Below are 18,700 nucleotides of genomic sequence, written 5' to 3'. Positions count from 1 at the left end.
GGGGCCGCCGCAAGGCGGCCCCTGAGCCGTTCCCGGGCCGGGATCGTCCGTCCCCGGTTGGGGAGGCCGCGCGGCGGGCACCGGGGGACCTGATGACCGAGTGGTTGCTCCTCCTCGCCGCCGTGGTGCTCACCGCACTCACCGGCTTCTTCGTCGCCGCCGAGTTCTCCCTCACCACCGTGGACCGGGGGCGCGCCGAGGAGGCCGCCCGCGCCGGTGACAGGGGGGCCGGCGGCGTGGTGACCGCGCTGCGGTCGCTGTCCACCCAGCTCTCCGCCGCCCAGCTGGGCATCACGCTGACCACGCTGGTGGTCGGCTACCTGGCCGAGCCCGCCCTGGGCGAGCTGCTGCGCGGCCCGCTGGAGGCGGTAGGCCTGTCCGGCGGCGGCGCGACGGCGGTGTCCTACGGCCTGGCCCTGGCGCTGGCCACGACCCTGCAGATGCTGCTCGGCGAGCTGGGACCCAAGAACCTGGCGATCGCCAACCCGCTCGGCGTGGCCTCCTTCGTCGCCCCGGGCATGCGGGCGTTCACCGCCGTCGCGGGTGTCGTCGTGACCAACCTGCAGCGGCTGGCCAACGCGATCGTGCGCCGGCTGGGCTTCGAGCCCCGCGAGGAGCTCGACTCCGCCCGCGGCGCCGACGAGCTGGCCGCCGTCGCCCGGCGCTCGGCCGAGGAGGGCGACCTCTCCCCCGTCGCCGCCCGGCTGCTGGAGCGCTCGCTGGGGCTGCGGCAGAAGTACGCCACCGACGTCATGACCCCGCGCACCCGGCTGTGGACGCTGCGGGCCAGCGCCACGGCCGCCGACGTGCTCGTCGCGGCCACCGAGTCGGGCAACTCCCGCTTCCCCGTGTACGGCTCCGACCTCGACGAGGTCACCGGGGTGGTGCACGTCAAGCGCGCCGTCGCCGTCCCCGAGGCCGAGCGGACCCGCCGCACGGCGGGCGAGCTGGCCGACCCGGTGCTCGCCGTCCCGTCGTCGCTGCGGCTGGAGCGGCTCGTGGACCTGCTGCGCGAGCAGGGCCTGCAGATCGCGCTCGTCGTCGACGAGTGGGGCGCCACGCACGGCGTCGTGACGCTGGAGGACATCGTCGAGGAGCTGGTCGGCGAGATCACCGACGAGACCGACCAGCCGCTGCGCACGCTGCGCCGGGTCGGCGAGGGCCGGTGGGTGCTCTCGGGCCTGCTGCGCCCCGACGAGGTGCGCGAGCGCACCGGCATCCCGGTGCCCGAGGGCCGCTACGAGACGCTGGCCGGGTACCTCGCCGAGCACCTGCAGCGGCTGCCCGAGGCCGGCGACACCGTGGAGCTCGACGGCGCGCGGCTCACCGTGGAGTCCCTCGACGGCCGCCGCGTGGCCCGCGTGCGGGCCGAGCGGACGGTGGTCCTCCCGCCGGGCGCCACGGCCTCCCGGGTCCTCGCCGAGCAGGAGGTCGCGGCGTGAGCGACGTCGTCAGCCTGCTGGTCCTGGTGGCGCTGCTGCTGGGCAACGCGTTCTTCGTCGGCGCGGAGTTCGCGCTCGTGTCGGCCCGGGTCGACCAGCTCGAGCCGCGCGCGGACGCCGGCAGCGCGCGGGCGAGGAAGACCCTCGCCGCCATGCGCAACGTCTCGCAGATGATGGCCGGCGCGCAGCTGGGCATCACGCTGTGCTCGCTGGGTCTCGGTGCCGTCGGCGAGCCCGCGGTCGCCCACCTCATCGAGGCGCCCATGGCCGCCCTCGGCGTCCCCGAGGGGCTGCTGCACCCGATCGCGCTGGTCATCGCGCTGTCGATCGTGACGGTGCTGCACATGGTGCTCGGCGAGATGGTGCCCAAGAACATCACCATCGCCGGCCCCGACCGGGCGGCGATGGCGCTGGGCCCGGCGCTGGCCACCTTCTGCCGGGTGCTGCGCCCGGTCATCTGGTTCTTCAACACCACCGCCAACGTCTTCGTGCGGCTGTTCGGCGTCACCCCGACCGACGAGGTGGCGGCCAGCTTCGACGAGACCGAGATCCGCTCGATGGTCACCCAGTCCCGGCGCGAGGGTCTGCTCGGCAGCGAGGTCAGCCAGCTGGCCACCGGCGCGCTGACCTTCGAGCAGCACACCGTCGAGGACGTCCTGCTGCCGATGGAGGGCGTGGTCACCGTGCCGCGCTCCACCACGCCCCGGCAGCTGGAGGCCGTCGTCGCCGAGCACGGCTACAGCCGCTACCCGGTCCAGGGCGAGGACGGCGCCCTGCTGGGCTTCGTGCACGTCAAGGACGTGCTGGGCATCGACGCCGCGGGCCGCGACCGGCCGATCCCCGAGGACACCGTCACCCCGCTGGTGCCCCTCGCGCCGGGCTCCCCGCTGCCCGAGGTGCTCGCGGAGATGCGCGCCCAGGGCGCCCACCTCGGTGGCGTGGTCGCCGACCGGCGCACCGTGGGCCTGGTGGCGCTGGAGGACGTGCTGGAGCTGCTCATCGGCGACGTCCGCGACGCCGCGGCCCAGCACACGCGGGCCGTGGCCGACCGGGCCGCCCGCGACGGGCGGACCGGGTACCCGGCGGGCGCCGGCGCCGGGGGACGATGACCGGGTGAGTGCCGAGACCGCCGAGACCGCCGCGCCCGTCCTCCCGCCCGACGTCACCGCCCGGTGGCAGGCGCGCTTCCGCGCACCCCGGGTCAGCCTGCCCGACTGGGCGCTGCACGCCCCCCACCGCAGCCTGTACTCCTCCGACGCCAGCGGCGTGGTCGAGCAGTACGCGTGGGACCGCACGACCGACGCGCACCGCCAGGTCACCGACCGGGCCAACGGCACCCTGATCAGCACGATCAGCCCGGACGGCGAGACGATCTGGTGGTTCGCCGACACCGACGGCGACGAGTTCGGCGTCTGGATGGTGCAGCCGTTCAGCGGCGGCGCGGACCGGGTCGCCGTCCCGGAGGTCGGGCCGGCCTACCCCGCCGGGCTGGAGATCGGCGCCTCCGTCGTCGCGGTCGGCCGCTCCACCGACGACGGCAGCGAGCTGTGGCTGGTCCCCTCCGGCGGGACGCCGCGGGTGGTCTACCGGCACGCGGACCCGGCCTCGGTGGACGCGCTCACCCTGGACGACGAGCTGCTGGTGATCTCGCACTCCGAGCACGGCGACCCGCGCTACCCGGCGCTGCGGGTGCTGCGCACCGACGACGACTCCGTGGTGGCGGAGAAGTGGGACGGCGAGGGCCGCGGCCTGCACGCACTGGAGTTCGCGCCGCTGCCCGGCGACCGGCGGCTGCTGGTGGGTCACGAGCGGCGCGGCCGGGAGGAGCTGCTCGTCTGGGACGTCGCGACGGGCACCGAGACCGAGATCGTGCTCGACCTGCCCGGCGACGTGACCGCCGGCTGGTTCCCCGACGGCTCGGCACTGCTCGTCGGCCACGACCACGCCGCCCGCAGCGAGCTCCACCGCTACGACCTCGGCAGCGGGGCACTGGAGCGGCTGGACACCCCGCGCGGCGTCGTCCGCGGGGCCACCGCCCGCCCCGACGGCACGGTGGAGCTGGCCTGGTCCTCCTCGCAGGAGCCGCCGGTGGTGCGCCGCGCCGACGGGCCGGTGGTGCTGGCCGCGCCCGGCGGGGAGCCGCCGGAGGCCTACCCGGTCGAGGACCGCTGGGTGCCCGGGCCGGGTGGCGACGTCCACGCGCTGGTGGTGCGCCCGGCGGGGCCGGCCCCGTACGCGACGGCGTTCCTCGTGCACGGCGGGCCGGAGGCGGCCGACGACGACTCCTACCGCGCCCGCCGCGCCGCCTACGTCGACGCCGGGTACGCCGTCGTGCACGTCAACTACCGCGGCTCCACCGGCTACGGCAGCGCCTGGCGGGACGCGCTCACCGGCCGGCCGGGGCTCACCGAGCTCGAGGACGTGGCCGCCGTCTACGACGCGCTGGTCGAGGAGGGCTTCCTCGACCCGTCGCGGGCGGTGCTGACCGGCGGGTCGTGGGGCGGGTTCCTCACCCTGCTCGGCCTGGGCACGCAGCCCGAGCGCTGGGCCGCGGGGATCGCCGAGGTGCCGGTGGCCGACTACCTGGCCGCCTACGAGGACGAGATGGAGGGCCTGCGGGCCTACGACCGGGCGCTGTTCGGCGGCTCCCCGGACGAGGTGCGCGACGTCTACGTGCGGTCCTCGCCGATCACCCACGTCGAGCGGGTGCGCGCGCCGGTGCTCGTCGTCGCCGGGGCCAACGACCCGCGCTGCCCGATCCGCCAGATCGAGAACTACCTGGCCCGGCTGGCGGAGCTCGGCGCGCCGCACGAGGTGTACCGCTTCGACGCCGGCCACGGCTCGCTGGTCATCGAGGAGACGATCCGCCAGGTGGAGACGGCGCTGTCGTTCGCGCTGCGGCACGTCCGGCCGGGAGGCGTGCGGGCAGCAGGGTGACGACGGCGAGGGTCACCAGCAGGTAGAGGTCCTCGACGACGATCCCGAGCACGCCGGCGTCGTGGTGGTGGCCGGTCAGGGCGAAGGCGAACCAGATCGACGACGAGGCGAGCACGAGTGCCGTGACGGCCGCCAGGGACGCGGCCAGGACGCGGGAGCGGTCCCGCCACCACCGCGGGGTGCCCGGCGCGGGCGGGGCGCCGGCGGCGAGGTCGACGAGCACCACCAGCGCCGGCACCAGCCAGACGAAGTGGTGCGACCAGGAGACCGGGCTCACCAGGCAGGCGGCCAGCCCGGTGAGCGCGACGCCGGTCAGGTCGTCGCCGGCGCGGGCCGCCCGCACGGCGCGGGTCAGCACCAGCGCCAGGGCGCCGACGGCCAGCACCAGCCACACCGCCCGCGGGGGCTCGCCGGGGTCGACGAGGCGCGCGAGCGCACCCAGCAGCGACTGGTTGGAGGTCTTGTCCAGGCGGCCGACCCGCTCGGTCTGCCACAGCGTCTCCGTCCAGAACCGCCACGACGTCGCAGGGGCCACGGCTGCGGCCAGCAGGGTCGCTCCCGCGGCGGTGGCGACCGCGACCCCGGCCGCGCGCCGTCGTCCGGTGAGCAGCAGGTACACGACGAACAGGCCGGGGGTCAGCTTCACCGCCGCGGCCAGCCCGGTGCCGACGCCCGCCCACCGGGAGCCGCGCCGCACGGCGGCGACGTCGGCCAGGACGAGCGCGGCCAGGAACAGGTTGACCTGGCCGAAGCCCATCGTCTCCCGGACCGGCTCGAGGACGAACAGCACGGGGACGGCGGCGACCCAGGTGAACGGCAGCGGCCACCCGTGCCGCCGGGCCACCGGGACGACCAGCCACCGCGCCAGCCCGGCCAGGACGGCGACGTTGAGCAGCGTGTGCGCGCTCGCCACGGCCCAGAAGGGCAACGCGGCCATCGGGACGACCAGCAGGGCGGCGAACGGCGGGTAGGTGAAGCCGTAGGGGCTGCGGCCGTGGGTGAAGTCGTACAGCGGCCGCCCGTCGAGCCACCAGGCGACGGCGCCGCGGTAGACGCGCAGGTCGAAGAAGTCGTGCCACGGGTCGTTGGGCACCACCGTCGACACCCCGGCCACGACGGCGGTCAGCAGGACCACGACCGCGACCTGCCCCGCGACCCGGGCACGGCCGGCCGGGAGCGGGGTCCTGCCGCCCACCGGAGCCGGCCGCCCTCGACGCTCTAGCGGCCCCGCTCCAGGAGCAGCTCGGCGATCTGGACGGTGTTGAGGGCCGCCCCCTTGCGCAGGTTGTCGTTGCTGACGAACAGCGCGAGGCCGCGGCCGCCGTCGACGCCGTCGTCCTGCCGGATGCGGCCGACGTAGCTCGGGTCCTGCCCGGCGGCCTGCAGCGGGGTGGGGACGTCGGTGAGCTGCACGCCGGGCGCGGCCGAGAGCAGCTCGGTGGCGCGCGCGACGCTGATCGGCCGGTCGAACTCGACGTTGAGCGACAGCGAGTGCCCGGTGAAGACCGGCACCCGCACGCAGGTGCCCGACACCCGCAGGTCGGGGATGCCGAGGATCTTGCGGCTCTCGTTGCGGAGCTTCTGCTCCTCGTCGGTCTCGAACGAGCCGTCGTCGACGACCGAGCCGGCCATCGGCAGCACGTTGAACGCGATGGGTGCGACGTACTTCCGGGGCTCCGGGAAGGTGACCGCCGCGCCGTCGTGGGTGAGCTCGGCGGCCTTGTCGACCACCGCGCGCACCTGCCCGTCGAGCTCGTCGACGCCGGCGACACCGCTGCCGGACACCGCCTGGTAGGTGCTGGCGACGATGCGCACCAGCCCGGCCTCGGCGTGCAGGGGCTGCAGCACCGGCATCGCGGCCATGGTGGTGCAGTTCGGGTTGGCGATGATCCCCCTGGGGACGTCGGCCAGGGCCTGCGGGTTGACCTCGCTGACGACCAGCGGGACGTCGGGGTCGCGGCGCCAGGCGGAGCTGTTGTCGATGACGGTCACGCCGGCCGCGGCGAAGCGCGGGGCCTGCGCGCGCGAGGTCGACGCACCGGCCGAGAAGATCGCGATGTCCAGGCCGGTGGGGTCGGCGGTGGCGGCGTCCTCCACGGTGATCTCGCCGCCGGCCCACGGCAGGGTGCTGCCGGCGGAGCGCGCGCTGGCGAACAAGCGCAGCTCGGCCAGCGGGAAGCGGCGCTCGGCGAGCAGCCGCCGCACGACGGCGCCGACCTGGCCGGTCGCGCCGACGACCCCGACCCGCAGGCCGTCGCCGCCGGGAGTGCTGGGGGTGCTCATCGTCCGGTCCCTCCGTAGACGACCGCCTGCTCGTCGGCGGTGCCGAGGTCGAAGGCGTCGTGGACCGCGCGGACGGCGACGTCCACGTCGGTGTCGCGGCACACCACGGAGATGCGGATCTCCGAGGTGCTGATCAGCTCCAGGTTGACCCCGGCGTCGGCCAGCGAGCCGAAGAAGCGGGCCGACACGCCGGGGTGCGAGCGCATGCCGGCGCCGACCAGGCTCACCTTGCCGATGTGCTGGTCGAAGCGGACGTCGCTGTAGCCGACGGTGTGCTTGACCTGCTCCAGCGCGGCGATGGCCGCCGGGCCGTCGCTCTTGGGCAGCGTGAAGGAGATGTCGGCGAGCTTGCTGGCCTGGGCGGACACGTTCTGCACGATCATGTCGATGTTGATCTCCGCGTCGGCGAGGACCCGGAAGATCCGCGCGGCCTCGCCCGGCCGGTCCGGGACGCCGTAGACGGTGATCTTGCCCTCGCTGCGGTCGTGCGCGACGCCGGTGATGATCGCCTGTTCCACGCTGAGGTCCTCCATCGAGCCGGCCACCACGGTGCCGGGGAGCTGTGAGTAGGAGCTGCGGACGTGCACGGGGATGCCGTAGCGGCGGGCGTACTCGACGCACCGGAGCACCAGCACCTTCGCGCCGGAGGCGGCCAGCTCGAGCATCTCCTCGTAGGTGACCGTCTCCAGGCGCCGGGCGTTGGGGACGATCCGCGGGTCGGCGGTGAAGACGCCGTCGACGTCGGTGTAGATCTCGCAGACGTCGGCCCGCAGCGCCGCGGCCACGGCGACGGCGGTGGTGTCCGAGCCGCCGCGGCCCAGGGTGGTGATGTCCTTGGTGTCCTGGCTGACGCCCTGGAACCCGGCGACGATGACGATCGAGCCCTCGTCGAGCGCCGAGCGCAGGCGGCCGGGCGTGACGTCGATGATCCGCGCCCTGCCGTGGCTGGAGGTGGTGATCACCCCCGCCTGCGAGCCGGTGAACGACCGGGCCTCGTAGCCGTGCGTGCTGATCGCGATGGCCAGCAGCGCCATGGAGATGCGCTCGCCGGCGGTGAGCAGCACGTCGAGCTCGCGGCCGGGCGGGTCGTCGGTGATCTGGCTGGCCTGGTCGAGCAGCTCGTCGGTGGTGTCGCCCATCGCGGAGACGACCACGACGACGTCGTTGCCGGCCTTCTTCTCCGCGACGATGCGCTCGGCCACGCGCTTGATGTGGGCGGCGGAGGCCACGGAGGAGCCACCGTACTTCTGCACGACGAGGGCCACGGGTCCACAGGCTACCGATGCGGGCGGGCGGCGCCCGACTCCCCGTCCGTGTGCACCCCCGTTGCGCCCCTCCGCCCCGGCACGATGTGATCGCCGGGTGACCGCTCCCGAGGACTGGCTGCTCAGCACCGAGGAGCGGGGGAACACGGCCACGGACCTCCCGGCGTGGACCGAGGGCAACCTCGCCGTCCCCCTGGTGCACGGGACCACCTACTTCGACCGGCTGGTCGAGGTGGTCGAGCAGCTCGACGAGAACGACCACCTGTTCTTCACCGACTGGCGCGGCGACCCCGACGAGGAGCTGCGCCCCGGCGGGCCGACGGTGGCCCAGATGTTCACCGAGGCGGTCCGCCGCGGGGTGACCGTGCGCGGGCTGGTCTGGCGCTCGCACGTGGACTGGCTGTCGTTCAGCGCGCGGGAGAACCGGGCGCTCGACCGCGAGGTGGAGGACGGCGGCGGCCTGGTGGTGCTCGACCAGCGGGTGCGGCGCGGGGGCAGCCACCACCAGAAGCTGGTCGTCTGCCGGCACGACCAGGACCCCACCAGGGACGTGGCCTTCGTCGGCGGCATCGACCTGTGCCACAGCCGGCGCGACGACGCCGACCACCGCGGCGACCCGCAGACGCTGCCCATGTCCTCGGCCTACGGACCCACACCGCCGTGGCACGACGTCCAGCTGGAGATCCGCGGACCGGCCGTGGCGGCGGTGGACACGGTCTTCCGGGAGCGCTGGGACGACCCGACCGACCCCGATTCGGGCAACCCCATCGCGCACGTCCTCGACCGCCTCGGGCGCGGCCGGGTGGACGCCGACACGCTGCCGCCGCAGCTGCCGCCCCCGCCGCCGGCCGGGCCGCACCTGGTGCAGAACCTGCGGACCTACCCCGCCATCCGGCCGCCCTACGACTTCGCCCCGGACGGGGAGCGCTCCATCGCCCGCGGCTACAGCAAGGCGGTCAGGCGCGCCCGCCGGCTGGTGTACCTCGAGGACCAGTACATGTGGTCGGCCGACGTGGCCCGCCTGTTCGCCGAGGCGCTGGCCGAGCACGACGACCTGCACCTGGTGGTCGTCGTCCCGCGGGTCCCCGACCAGGAGGGCGCGATCGCCGAGCGGCCGCAGTACGTCGGGCGGTGGGAGGCGATCGAGGCGTGCCGGCGGGCCGGCCGCGACCGGGTGCACGTCTACGACGTGGAGAACCACGAGGGGACGCCGGTGTACGTGCACGCCAAGGTGTGCGTGGTCGACGACGTCTGGGCCAGCGTGGGCAGCGACAACTTCAACCGGCGCTCGTGGACCCACGACAGCGAGCTGTCCAGCGCCGTCCTCGACACCACCCTCGATCCCCGGGAGCCGCGCGACCCGGCCGGCACCGGCGACGGTGCGCGCACCTTCGCCCGCGACCTGCGGCTGCAGCTGGCCCGCGAGCACACCGACCGGGCCGCCGACGGCGGCGAGGACGCCGACCTGGTCGACCCCGCGGCGTTCGTCGCCACGCTCGACGCCGCGGCCGACGCCCTCGACGCCTGGCACGACGGCGGCCGCGTCGGCCCGCGTCCCCGTGGCCGGCTGCGCCACCACCGGCCCGAGCGCCTGTCGCTGACGACCCGGCTGTGGGCCACGCCGGTCTACCGCCTGGTCGACGATCCCGACGGCCGACCCCTGCGCCTCCGCCGCCGCGGCGAGTTCTGACCGGGCCCACCACCTCCGAGCCCGGCGGCGACGGCCGGGCCCCACCCGGCACAGTCGTGCTCTGCCTGCTCCTGTGAGCAGAGCACTCTCCAGGGACACCCACGACGGCTCCAGGAGGAGGGGCGCGCCGGATGCTGCAACCGTGTGCGACCTCGACCTACCCGGTCTGATCCGGCGGATCCGGCGCGTCGCCGACCTGTCCCAACGGGAGGTCGCCCGGGCCACGGGGATCCCGAGGGCGACGGTCGCCGCCGGCGAGGCCGGCACGCGCGGGCTCGACGTCCGGGCGCTGGCGCGGCTGGCGGCCGTGGCGGGCTTCGGCTCGCGCTGGTGGACGGCGAGGGCGTGGAGGTCGCCCCGATGGACGCAGGCGCCGTCCGGGACGAGGGCGGCCGGTGCTTCCCGGCACACCTGGACACCCGGCACGGCGACGACGGCTGGTGGCACGGGCCGCACCGGTACGACCGGCCACCGGTCACCTCCACGTTCACCCGCGACCGACGGGAGCGGGACCGTCGACGCGGGCGTCGCGGGACGCCCGACGACCACCAGCGACCGCAGCCGGGGGACGCTCCGGCGGAGCGGGCGGCGGCACGTCGCGCCGCGGCGCGGGAGGCACGGGCGGAGGAGCGACGGCGGCGCCTCGAGGCCGGGGAGATCGCCCCGGCCGACCTGGGCTTCGAGTGCACGTGCCCGGCCGCGTGCGACGAGCTCGACGACCGGTCCGGCCCGCCGAGGCACGCCGCGGACTGCCCGTGTGGCTGCGACGTCGGCTGACCCGCTGCTACGGTGAGGACCGTGCGCGGCAGCCTCCTGCTTACCCGCCGCGGCGAGGCCCTCTCCTAGGTCGGCCCCCTCGCCGCGGAGATCCTGCCGTGGTCGGGTGCGTCCCCGGCGCCTGCTGACCGCCCCCAGGAGCGACAGTCCAGCCCGCGCCAGAGGAGTCGAGTCCCCGTGAGCACCCCGCAGCACCCGCACGCCCGCAACCCCCAGCGTCCCTCGCGGATGCCGATCCACCGCTACGCCCCCTTCCAGCCGATCGACCTGCCCGACCGCACCTGGCCGGAGACGGTCACCACCGCGGCCCCGCGCTGGTGCGCCGTCGACCTGCGCGACGGCAACCAGGCCCTCATCGACCCGATGACCCCCGACCGCAAGCGGCGGATGTTCGAGCTGCTGGTCCGGATGGGCTACAAGGAGATCGAGGTCGGCTTCCCCGCGGCCAGCCAGACCGACTACGACTTCGTCCGTCAGCTGGTCGAGGACGACCTGGTACCCGACGACGTCACGATCCAGGTGCTCACCCAGGCCCGCGACGAGCTGATCGAGCGCACCTTCGAGTCGCTGCGCGGCGCCCGGCAGGCGATCGTGCACCTCTACAACTCGACCAGCACCCTGCAGCGCCGCGTCGTCTTCACCAGCGACCGCGCCGGCATCGTGGACATCGCCGTCCACGGCGCGCAGCTGGTGCGCAAGCTGGCCGAGCAGATGGGCGACACCGAGATCCGCTACCAGTACAGCCCGGAGTCCTTCACCGGCACCGAGCTGGACTTCGCCGTCGAGATCTGCAACGCGGTCACCGACGTCTGGGAGCCCACCCCTGACCGGCCGACCGTCCTCAACCTGCCGGCCACCGTCGAGATGGCCGAGCCGACGGTCTACGCCGACCAGGTCGAGTGGATGCACCGCAACCTGGGCCGCCGCGACGCCGTCGTCCTGAGCCTGCACCCGCACAACGACCGCGGCACCGCCGTCGCCGCCGCCGAGCTGGGCCACCGCGCCGGCGCCGACCGCATCGAGGGCTGCCTGTTCGGCAACGGCGAGCGCACCGGCAACGTCGACCTGGTCACCCTGGGCCTGAACCTGTTCAGCCAGGGCATCGACCCGCAGATCGACTTCTCCGACATCGACGAGATCCGGCGCACCGTCGAGTACTGCAACCAGCTGGGCGTGCACGAGCGGCACCCCTACGGCGGCGACCTGGTCTACACCGCGTTCTCCGGGTCGCACCAGGACGCGATCAACAAGGGCTTCGCGGCGCTGGCCGCCGACGCGCAGGCCGCCGGCACGGCCGTCGACGAGATGCCCTGGGCGGTCCCGTACCTGCCGATCGACCCCAAGGACGTCGGCCGCAGCTACGAGGCGGTCATCCGGGTGAACAGCCAGTCCGGCAAGGGCGGCGTCGCCTACATCATGAAGACCGAGAACCAGCTCGACCTGCCCCGCCGGCTGCAGATCGAGTTCAGCGCGGTCATCCAGCGGCACACCGACGACGAGGGCGGTGAGGTGACCGCCCAGCAGATGTGGGCCGCGTTCAGCAGCGAGTACCTGCCCGACCCGGACGCGCCGTGGGGCCGCTTCGCGCTCAGCGGCCACCGGCACACCGCCCACGGCGACCAGGTCGACGAGATGGTGGTCGAGCTGACCGACGAGGGCGTCCCGGTGGTCGTGGAGGGCCGGGGCAACGGCCCGATCGCGGCCTTCGTCGACGCGCTGCGCAGCCTCGACGTCGACGTCCGCGTCCTGGACTACGCCGAGCACGCGCTCTCGGCCGGCGGCGACGCCCGGGCCGCGGCCTACGTCGAGTGCGCCGTCGGCGACCGCGTGCTGTGGGGCGTGGGCATCGACCCGAACATCGTCTCGGCGTCGCTGCGCGCGGTCGTCTCGGCGGTGAACCGGGCTCAGCGGTAGTCGGCGGACCCCGCTCCGGGGCGCTCGGGCGGGGCGTCACCGGGCTCGTCGCCGTGGTGGCCCGCGTCCTGGTGACCGGCACGGCCGAACTCGTCGACCAGCAGCAGGTCCCGGCGCACGTGCCGGCGGCGGTAGGCCACCCGGCTGATCAGGTGCGCGCTGACCGGCGCGGTCAGCAGCTGGAAGGCCGCCACGAGCAGCAGCATCCAGGCGTTGGCCCAGCCGTCCAGCCGGATGGCGGCCCCGACCATGACGAGCAGGACCCCGAGCACCTGGGGCTTGGTGCCGGCGTGCATCCGGGACAGCACGTCGGGGAAGCGCACCAGCCCCAGCCCGGCGGTGAGGCAGAGGACGGCGCCGGCCAGCAGGCAGGTGAAGGCCACGACGTCGGCGAGTACGGTCACGACCGGCTCTCCCTCTCCTCGGCGGCCACCGGCAGGCCGAGGTCGCGGCCGTCCCCGGTACGCGAGCGCAGCAGCATCCCGCCGACGTAGCGGGCCACCGACACCGAGCCGACGAAGGCCAGCAGCGACACCACCACGAGCACCGGCACGAGCGTCGGGTCGCGCACCAGCGCGGCGTGGACCGCGAGGCCGGCCGCGATGATCACCAGGAGCGTGTCGGTGGCGACCACCCGGTCCAGCAGCGACGGACCGCGGGCCAGCCGGACGAGGGCGAGCAGCGCTCCCCCGCCGATGAGCGCGTACAGCGCCGCCGCGACGAGCGTCACGGTGTCGGCACCCCCTCTGTCCGGTGCCCCTCGAGGGCGGCGACGTCGTCGGCGGACCCGAACGCCCGGACCAGCCGCTCCTCGACCACGAGGACGTGGGCCTTCTTGCGTGCCACGTCGGCCATGTCGCGCACGGGCAGCAGGTGGAGGGTCATCACCCGCTGCTCCCGGTCCAGGTCCAGCACCAGGGACCCGGGGACGAGCGAGGTCGCCTCGGCGACCATCGTCAGCAGCAGGTCGGAGTCGGCGCGCAACCGGACCTGCACGATCGCGGTGCGGTGCACCCCGCCGGGCCGCAGGGCCTGCCAGGCGACGTCGGCACCGGACACGAACAGGTCGACGACGAAGTGCCCCAGGAAGGCCAGCAGCGGCGCCGGCCGGACCCGGACCCCGCCGACCACGTGCGGCAGCGGCAGCAGTGTCAGCACGGTCAGGGCGACGAGCAGGCCGGAGAGCAGGTTCGCCCACGACCAGGTGCCCCACAGCAGCATCCAGACCACGACCAGCCAGACGACCAGCGGGACCTGGTGGCGCAGCCGGGTCGCGGCGGGCTCGACGCTCACGGAGCCTCCTCCGTCCCGAACACCGAGGACACGTAGGGCGTGCGGTCGATCAGGTCCGTCGCGGCCCGGTCGGCCAGGCCGTACAGCGGCCCGGCCAGCCCGGTGAGGGCCACGGTGAGCGCGACCAGCGCCGCGGTGGCACCCACCATCGTCCCCGGCAGCGGACGCAGCGCACGGACCGCCCCCGCCGCGGGCGGGAGGTCGGGCTCGGTCGCCGTGGCCACCGCGGTGTGCCGGCGCCAGGCCTCCTGCAGCGGGGTGCGCGCCCCGCCGTCCGGGGACGTCTCCCCGTCGGCGGACGCCGCACCGTCACCCGGGGGCCGCGGGCGCAGCGTGGCGGCCGCGGCGGCCGCCGCCGCGGCCGCGGTGTCCTCGGCCGGCGCCTGGCTCGGGGACCGCCAGAAGGCGCGCGTCCAGACGCGGGCGACCGCGAGCAGCGTGAGCAGGCTGGTCACCACCCCGCCGGCGACCAGCACGTGCGCCGCGGCGCTGCCCTCGGCGACCCCGGCCTGCAGGAGGCCGAGCTTGCCGATGAAGCCCGACAGCGGCGGGATCCCGGCCAGGTTCATCGCCGGCACGAAGAACAGCACGGCCAGCAGCGGCGAGCGCCGGGCCAGGCCGCCGAGCCGGTTCACCGACGTCGTCCCGCCCTGCCGCTCGACCAGCCCGGCGACCAGGAACAGCGTCGTCTGGATGGCGATGTGGTGGGCCACGTAGAAGACCGCGCCGGCCAGCCCCGCCGCCGTCCCCAGGGCGATGCCGAACACCATGTAGCCGATGTGGCTGACCAGCGTGAACGACAGCATCCGGCGCAGGTCGCTCTGCGCGACCGCGCCGAGGATGCCGATCAGCATCGTGGCCAGCGCCGCCCACATCAGCACGTCGTCGAGCGCGCCGCCGGGGAACAGCAGCGTCTGGGTGCGGATGATCGCGTACACGCCGACCTTGGTGAGCAGGCCGGCGAAGACGGCGGTGACCGGGGCCGGTGCGGTCGGGTAGCTGTCGGGCAGCCACGCCGACAGCGGGAAGACCGCGGCCTTGATGCCGAACGCGATGAGCAGCATCGACTGCAGCAGCACCTGCGTGCCCTCGGGCAGCTCGCCGAGCCGGACCGCCAGCTGCGCCATGTTCACCGTGCCGGTCGCGGCGTAGAGCAGCCCGATCGCGGCGAGGAACACCAGCGAGCTGGTCAGGCTGACCACGATGTAGGTGATGCCGCCGCGGATGCGCGTCGCCGTGCCGCCGAGGGTCAGCAGCACGTAGGAGGCCATCAGCAGGATCTCGAAGCCGACGTAGAGGTTGAACAGGTCGCCGGCGAGGAAGGCGTTGCCCACGCCCGCGACGAGCACCAGGAACGTCGGGTGGAAGATCGACAGCGGCGTCTCCTCCGACCCGTCGGCCGCGCCCTGGCCGACGGCGAACAGGAGGACGCCCAGCGCCACGGTCGAGGCGACCACCAGCATCAGCGCCGACAGCCGGTCGACGACCAGCACGACGCCCAGCGGGACCGGCCAGCCGCCGACGGACACCGAGCTCGCGCCCTCGGCGTCCGCCACGAGCAGCAGGACCACCGAGACGGCGAGCACGGCGGACAGCACCGTCACGCTGAGGGTGCGCTGGAAGGTCGGGTGGCCGGACACCAGCAGCGCGCCGGCCGCCCCCAGCAGCGGGAGCAGCACCGGCAGCGGGGCGAGGACCTCGATCACCGGGTGCCGCTCCCCGCGGGCAGGTCGACGTCGTCGGCCAGGTCGTCGAGGTCCCTGGCGAGGCTGTCGGCGTGGCCGGCGGCGCGGTCGTCGGGGGCCAGGTCGTCCGGGTCGAGCTCGTCGGCGTCCGGAGCCCGCCGGGAGGCGACCCGGCGGTCCTCCTCGTCGGTGCCGACGGCCTCGTTGCGGGCCAGCCGCCAGGAGCGGTGGATGATCGCCAGCACGAACGCCGAGACACCGAAGGTGATCACGATGGCGGTCAGGATCAGCGCCTGCGGCAGCGGGTCGTTGATCTCCTCCGGGTCGGAGTAGCCGAGGATCGGCGCCAGCCCCGCGGGTCCGCCGGTGGACAGCAGCAGCAGGTTGGTCGCGTTGCCCAGCAGCACGAAGCCCAGCAGCACACGGGTGAGACTGCGGTCGAGCAGCAGGTAGACCCCCGCCGCGTAGAGCCCGCCGATCATCACCGGCAGCACGATCGTGGGGGTCATCGCAGCACCACCTCCCCGGGGTCGAGTTCGATCGGGTCCTCCTGGTCCTCCTGGCGGTCGAGCTCGGCGCCCAGGCTGCGCAGCACGTCGAGGACCAGCCCGACGACGATCAGGTAGACGCCGCAGTCGAAGAACAGCGAGGTCACGAGCTTGACGTCGCCGAGCACCGGCAGCGTCGTCTCCAGGATCGCCGTCTGCAGCACCCCGGCCCCCAGCAGGAGGCCGGCGACGCCGGTGCCGCCGGCGAAGAGCAGCCCGCTGCCCAGCAGCAGGCCCGGCGCGACCGGCGCGGCCTCGCCCAGCTCGTAGCGCCCGCCGGCCAGGTAGCGCAGCACCAGCGCCAGGCCCGCGACCAGGCCGCCGGCGAACCCGCCGCCGGGCTCGTTGTGCCCGCTGAAGAGCAGGTACAGCGAGAACACCGTGATGGTGTGGAACAGCAGCCGGGTGACCACCTCGAGCACCACCGAGCGGCGGGCCGGGTCGAGCGTCGCGGTGGCGGCCAGCCAGCGGTCCCGCGGGGCCCGCCGGCCGGGCCCGCGCCGCTGCACCAGGTCCGCGCGGGTCACGCGGTCGACGCCGCCGGTGCGGCCGCGGAGGAAGACCAGGCTGGCCACGCCGGTGGCGGCGACGACGAGCAGCGAGATCTCGCCGAGGGTGTCCCAGGCGCGGATGTCGACCAGCGTCACGTTGACGACGTTCTTCCCGCCGCCGAAGTCGTAGGCCGGTCCGGGCCAGTCCTCCGACACCGGGACGGCGGTGCGAGCGGACAGCGCCACCGCGCCGACGGCGGCCATGAACGCGCCCACCGCGACCGCGATCACCCCGCGGACGGCGCGCTCGCGCGGCCGGTGCCGCTCGGAGATGTCCTTGGGGAGCTTGCGCAGCACCAGCACGAAGACGACGAGGGTGAGCGTCTCGACGAGGAACTGCGTGAGCGCGAGGTCGGGGGCACCCTGCAGCGCGAAGACGACCGCGATGCCGTACCCGGTGACGCCGACGACCAGCACCGCCGACAGCCGCTGGCGGATCCGCAGGGTCAGCGCGGCGGCGGTCACGACGACGACGCCGACCACCGCCTGCACGGGGGTGTCCCAGGCCCGCCACTCGCCGGGCCACGGCGCGCGGGTGAGCAGCAGCGTGCCGGGCAGGGCCAGCACCACCACCAGGATGGTGCCGAGGTAGGCCGGCAGCGAGCCGCGCTGGGTGGTGCCGGTGACCAGCACCGAGAGCCGGTCGATGCCCTGGACGACGTTCCAGTAGCCCTCGTCGGCCGAGGCGCCGACGGCCACCCGACGCTGCAGCCGCTGGACCCGTTCCCGGACGGCGAACAGCGCGGCACCGCCGGCGACCGTGAGGGCGGACAGCGCCAGCGCCGGCTGCCAGCCGTGCCACAGCGCCAGGTGCTCGGCCTCGGGGGCCAGCAGCGGCAGCGTCTCGCCGTAGGCGGCGACCAGCGGGTCCAGCAGCGGGCTGGCCGGCCCGAGGACCAGCCCGGTCAGCGCCAGGACGGCGGGCGCGGCCAGGAACAGCGGCTCCGGCGGGTGCTCGAGTCCGGTGTCGGGCGTCCCGGGTTTGCGGGCGAAGGCACCCCACACGAAGCGGGCGGTGTAGGCGGCGGTGAGCACCGAGCCCGCGACCAGCCCGGTGAGGACGACCAGCGCGACGGTCCGGTCGGGCAGGCCGCCGTCCAGCAGGGCGGTGAACGCCGCCTCCTTGCCGACGAAGCCCAGCAGGGGCGGCAGCCCGGCCATGGAGGCCGCGGCGGCCGTGCCGACGGCGGCCAGCACCGGCACCCGGCGGCCGAGGCCGGAGAGCCGGCGCAGGTCGCGGGTGCCGGTCGCGTGGTCGATGACGCCGACGGTGAGGAACAGCGTGGACTTGAACAGCGCGTGAGCGATCGTCATGGTCAGCCCGGCGACGGCCAGCTCGGAGCTGCCCGCACCGACGAGCGTGACCAGGAAGCCCAGCTGGCTGACCGTGCCGAAGGCCAGCAGCAGCTTGAGGTCCTTCTGCCGCAGCGCGCGGTACCCGCCGACGAGCATGGTCGCCACACCCAGGCCCAGCACCACCGGCCGCCAGCCCGGGACGTCGGCCAGGCCCGGCGCCAGCCGCGCGACCAGGTAGACGCCGGCCTTCACCATCGCCGCGGCGTGCAGGTAGGCGCTGACCGGCGTCGGCGCCTCCATGGCCGCGGGCAGCCAGAAATGGAAGGGCACGAGCGCGGACTTGGTGACCGCACCGGCCAGCACCAGGGCCGCGCCGACGGTCATCGCGGTGCCGCTGCCGGGGTCGGCGACGACCTCCGACAGCAGGAACGAGCCGCTGGCCTGGCCGATCACGATCAGCCCGACCAGCATGGCCAGGCCGCCGGCGGTGGTCAGGATCAGCGCCTGCGACGCCGCCCGCCGCGCGGCCAGCCGCCGTCCCGAGCCCCCGATGAGGAGGAAGGAGAAGACGGTGGTGAGCTCCCAGAACACGTAGAGCAGCAGCAGGTCGTCGGCGAGGACCAGGCCGAGCATGGACCCGGCGAAGGCGGTGAGGCAGCCGGCGAAGCGGCCGGTGCCCTCCTCGCCCGGGGCGAAGTAGCGGGCGCAGTAGACCAGCACCAGGGCGCCGACGCCGGTGACCAGGGCGGCGAAGGCGAGCGCCAGGGCGTCGAGCCGCAGCGCCACCTCGAGCTGGAGCGCGGGGACCCACGGCACCGTCTCCCGCTGCTCCCCGCCGGCGAGGACCGGGCCCAGGCGGGACAGCACCCACCCGAAGGCGGCGGCGGGCACGAGCGCCAGGACGAGGAAGGCCTGCCGCCCCCACCACCGCACGAGCACGGGCGCCAGCACGCCGGCGATGAGGTGGAGGAGCAGTAGTACGAGCACGTGTCTCCGGGAGTCGAGGGCGGCTCGGGGAC

15 protein-coding genes and 1 pseudogene are annotated in these 18,700 nt (G+C 74.9%); 7 read left to right on the top strand and 9 right to left on the bottom strand.

The window, feature by feature from the left end:
• Positions 1-92: 92 nt before the first annotated feature.
• The 3 genes from JOD57_RS14730 to JOD57_RS14720 are packed head-to-tail and all read left to right on the top strand — an operon-like array spanning position 93 to position 4,379.
• Complete coding sequence (locus JOD57_RS14730) at positions 93-1,442, top strand: hemolysin family protein (RefSeq protein ID WP_204692702.1); 1,350 nt, start codon at positions 93-95, stop codon at positions 1,440-1,442.
• Positions 1,439-2,551, top strand: coding sequence for a hemolysin family protein (locus tag JOD57_RS14725; RefSeq protein WP_204692701.1), 1,113 nt, complete (start codon positions 1,439-1,441; stop codon positions 2,549-2,551). The genes JOD57_RS14730 and JOD57_RS14725 overlap by 4 nt, the downstream gene beginning before the upstream one ends.
• Before the next feature lie 4 nt (positions 2,552-2,555).
• A complete protein-coding gene (locus JOD57_RS14720) occupies positions 2,556-4,379 on the top strand; it encodes a S9 family peptidase (RefSeq protein WP_204692700.1) in 1,824 nt (607 codons plus the stop codon).
• Here the strand turns inward: JOD57_RS14720 and JOD57_RS14715 are convergent.
• The 3 genes from JOD57_RS14715 to JOD57_RS14705 form a co-directional block, all read right to left on the bottom strand.
• Positions 4,291-5,514, bottom strand: coding sequence for a glycosyltransferase 87 family protein (locus tag JOD57_RS14715; protein WP_204692699.1), 1,224 nt, complete (start codon positions 5,512-5,514; stop codon positions 4,291-4,293). The genes JOD57_RS14720 and JOD57_RS14715 overlap by 89 nt on opposite strands.
• A gap of 83 nt (positions 5,515-5,597) precedes the next feature.
• Positions 5,598-6,662 carry an aspartate-semialdehyde dehydrogenase gene (locus JOD57_RS14710; protein WP_239568504.1) on the bottom strand — a complete coding sequence of 355 codons (1,065 nt, stop codon included), beginning with the start codon at positions 6,660-6,662 and terminating at the stop codon, positions 5,598-5,600.
• On the bottom strand, positions 6,659-7,927 hold the full coding sequence (locus JOD57_RS14705; protein ID WP_204692698.1) for an aspartate kinase: 1,269 nt from the start codon (positions 7,925-7,927) through the stop codon (positions 6,659-6,661). Before JOD57_RS14705 ends, JOD57_RS14710 begins: the two co-directional genes overlap by 4 nt.
• Positions 7,928-8,024: 97 nt before the next feature.
• Here JOD57_RS14705 and JOD57_RS14700 point away from each other — a divergent pair, with 97 nt between their 5' ends.
• The 4 genes and pseudogenes from JOD57_RS14700 to leuA all read left to right on the top strand — a co-directional run bounded on the left by JOD57_RS14700 (position 8,025) and on the right by leuA (position 12,308).
• A complete protein-coding gene (locus JOD57_RS14700) occupies positions 8,025-9,617 on the top strand; it encodes a phospholipase D family protein (protein WP_307824691.1) in 1,593 nt (530 codons plus the stop codon).
• A 73-nt stretch (positions 9,618-9,690) separates the two neighbouring features.
• Positions 9,691-9,921 (top strand): annotated as a pseudogene (locus JOD57_RS27315) (helix-turn-helix domain-containing protein); the annotation flags it as partial.
• A 26-nt stretch (positions 9,922-9,947) separates the two neighbouring features.
• The gene (locus tag JOD57_RS14695) at positions 9,948-10,394 is read left to right on the top strand and encodes a hypothetical protein (protein WP_239568480.1); all 447 of its coding nucleotides are present in this window, start codon (positions 9,948-9,950) and stop codon (positions 10,392-10,394) included.
• Between the two features lie 177 nt (positions 10,395-10,571).
• On the top strand, positions 10,572-12,308 hold the full coding sequence (gene leuA / locus JOD57_RS14690; RefSeq protein ID WP_307824690.1) for a 2-isopropylmalate synthase: 1,737 nt from the start codon (positions 10,572-10,574) through the stop codon (positions 12,306-12,308).
• Here leuA and mnhG read toward each other — a convergent pair.
• From mnhG to JOD57_RS14660, 6 genes are read right to left on the bottom strand one after another with little or no spacing between them, the layout of a single operon-like run.
• Positions 12,299-12,712: a monovalent cation/H(+) antiporter subunit G gene (mnhG, locus tag JOD57_RS14685; protein ID WP_204692695.1), complete on the bottom strand. Its 414-nt coding sequence runs from the start codon at positions 12,710-12,712 to the stop codon at positions 12,299-12,301. The genes leuA and mnhG overlap by 10 nt on opposite strands.
• Positions 12,709-13,038 (bottom strand): MrpF/PhaF family protein, encoded by a 330-nt coding sequence (locus JOD57_RS14680; RefSeq protein ID WP_204692694.1) that lies wholly within the window; start codon positions 13,036-13,038, stop codon positions 12,709-12,711. The genes mnhG and JOD57_RS14680 overlap by 4 nt, the downstream gene beginning before the upstream one ends.
• Positions 13,035-13,601 (bottom strand): Na+/H+ antiporter subunit E, encoded by a 567-nt coding sequence (locus JOD57_RS14675; RefSeq protein WP_204692693.1) that lies wholly within the window; start codon positions 13,599-13,601, stop codon positions 13,035-13,037. The genes JOD57_RS14680 and JOD57_RS14675 overlap by 4 nt, the downstream gene beginning before the upstream one ends.
• Positions 13,598-15,307, bottom strand: a complete 1,710-nt coding sequence (locus JOD57_RS14670; RefSeq protein WP_204692692.1) for a Na+/H+ antiporter subunit D — start codon at positions 15,305-15,307, stop codon at positions 13,598-13,600. The genes JOD57_RS14675 and JOD57_RS14670 overlap by 4 nt, the downstream gene beginning before the upstream one ends.
• Positions 15,304-15,795, bottom strand: a complete 492-nt coding sequence (locus JOD57_RS14665; RefSeq protein WP_204692691.1) for a Na(+)/H(+) antiporter subunit C — start codon at positions 15,793-15,795, stop codon at positions 15,304-15,306. Before JOD57_RS14665 ends, JOD57_RS14670 begins: the two co-directional genes overlap by 4 nt.
• Entirely contained in the window at positions 15,792-18,668 is a 2,877-nt protein-coding gene (locus JOD57_RS14660) for a Na+/H+ antiporter subunit A (RefSeq protein ID WP_204692690.1), read from the bottom strand. The genes JOD57_RS14665 and JOD57_RS14660 overlap by 4 nt, the downstream gene beginning before the upstream one ends.
• Between the last annotated feature and the right edge of the window lie 32 nt (positions 18,669-18,700).

The organism is Geodermatophilus bullaregiensis, from assembly GCF_016907675.1.
Lineage (GTDB): Bacteria > Actinomycetota > Actinomycetes > Mycobacteriales > Geodermatophilaceae > Geodermatophilus > Geodermatophilus bullaregiensis.
Note: the sequence above shows the minus strand (reverse complement) of the source record. Positions and strands in the feature narration are given on the sequence as shown.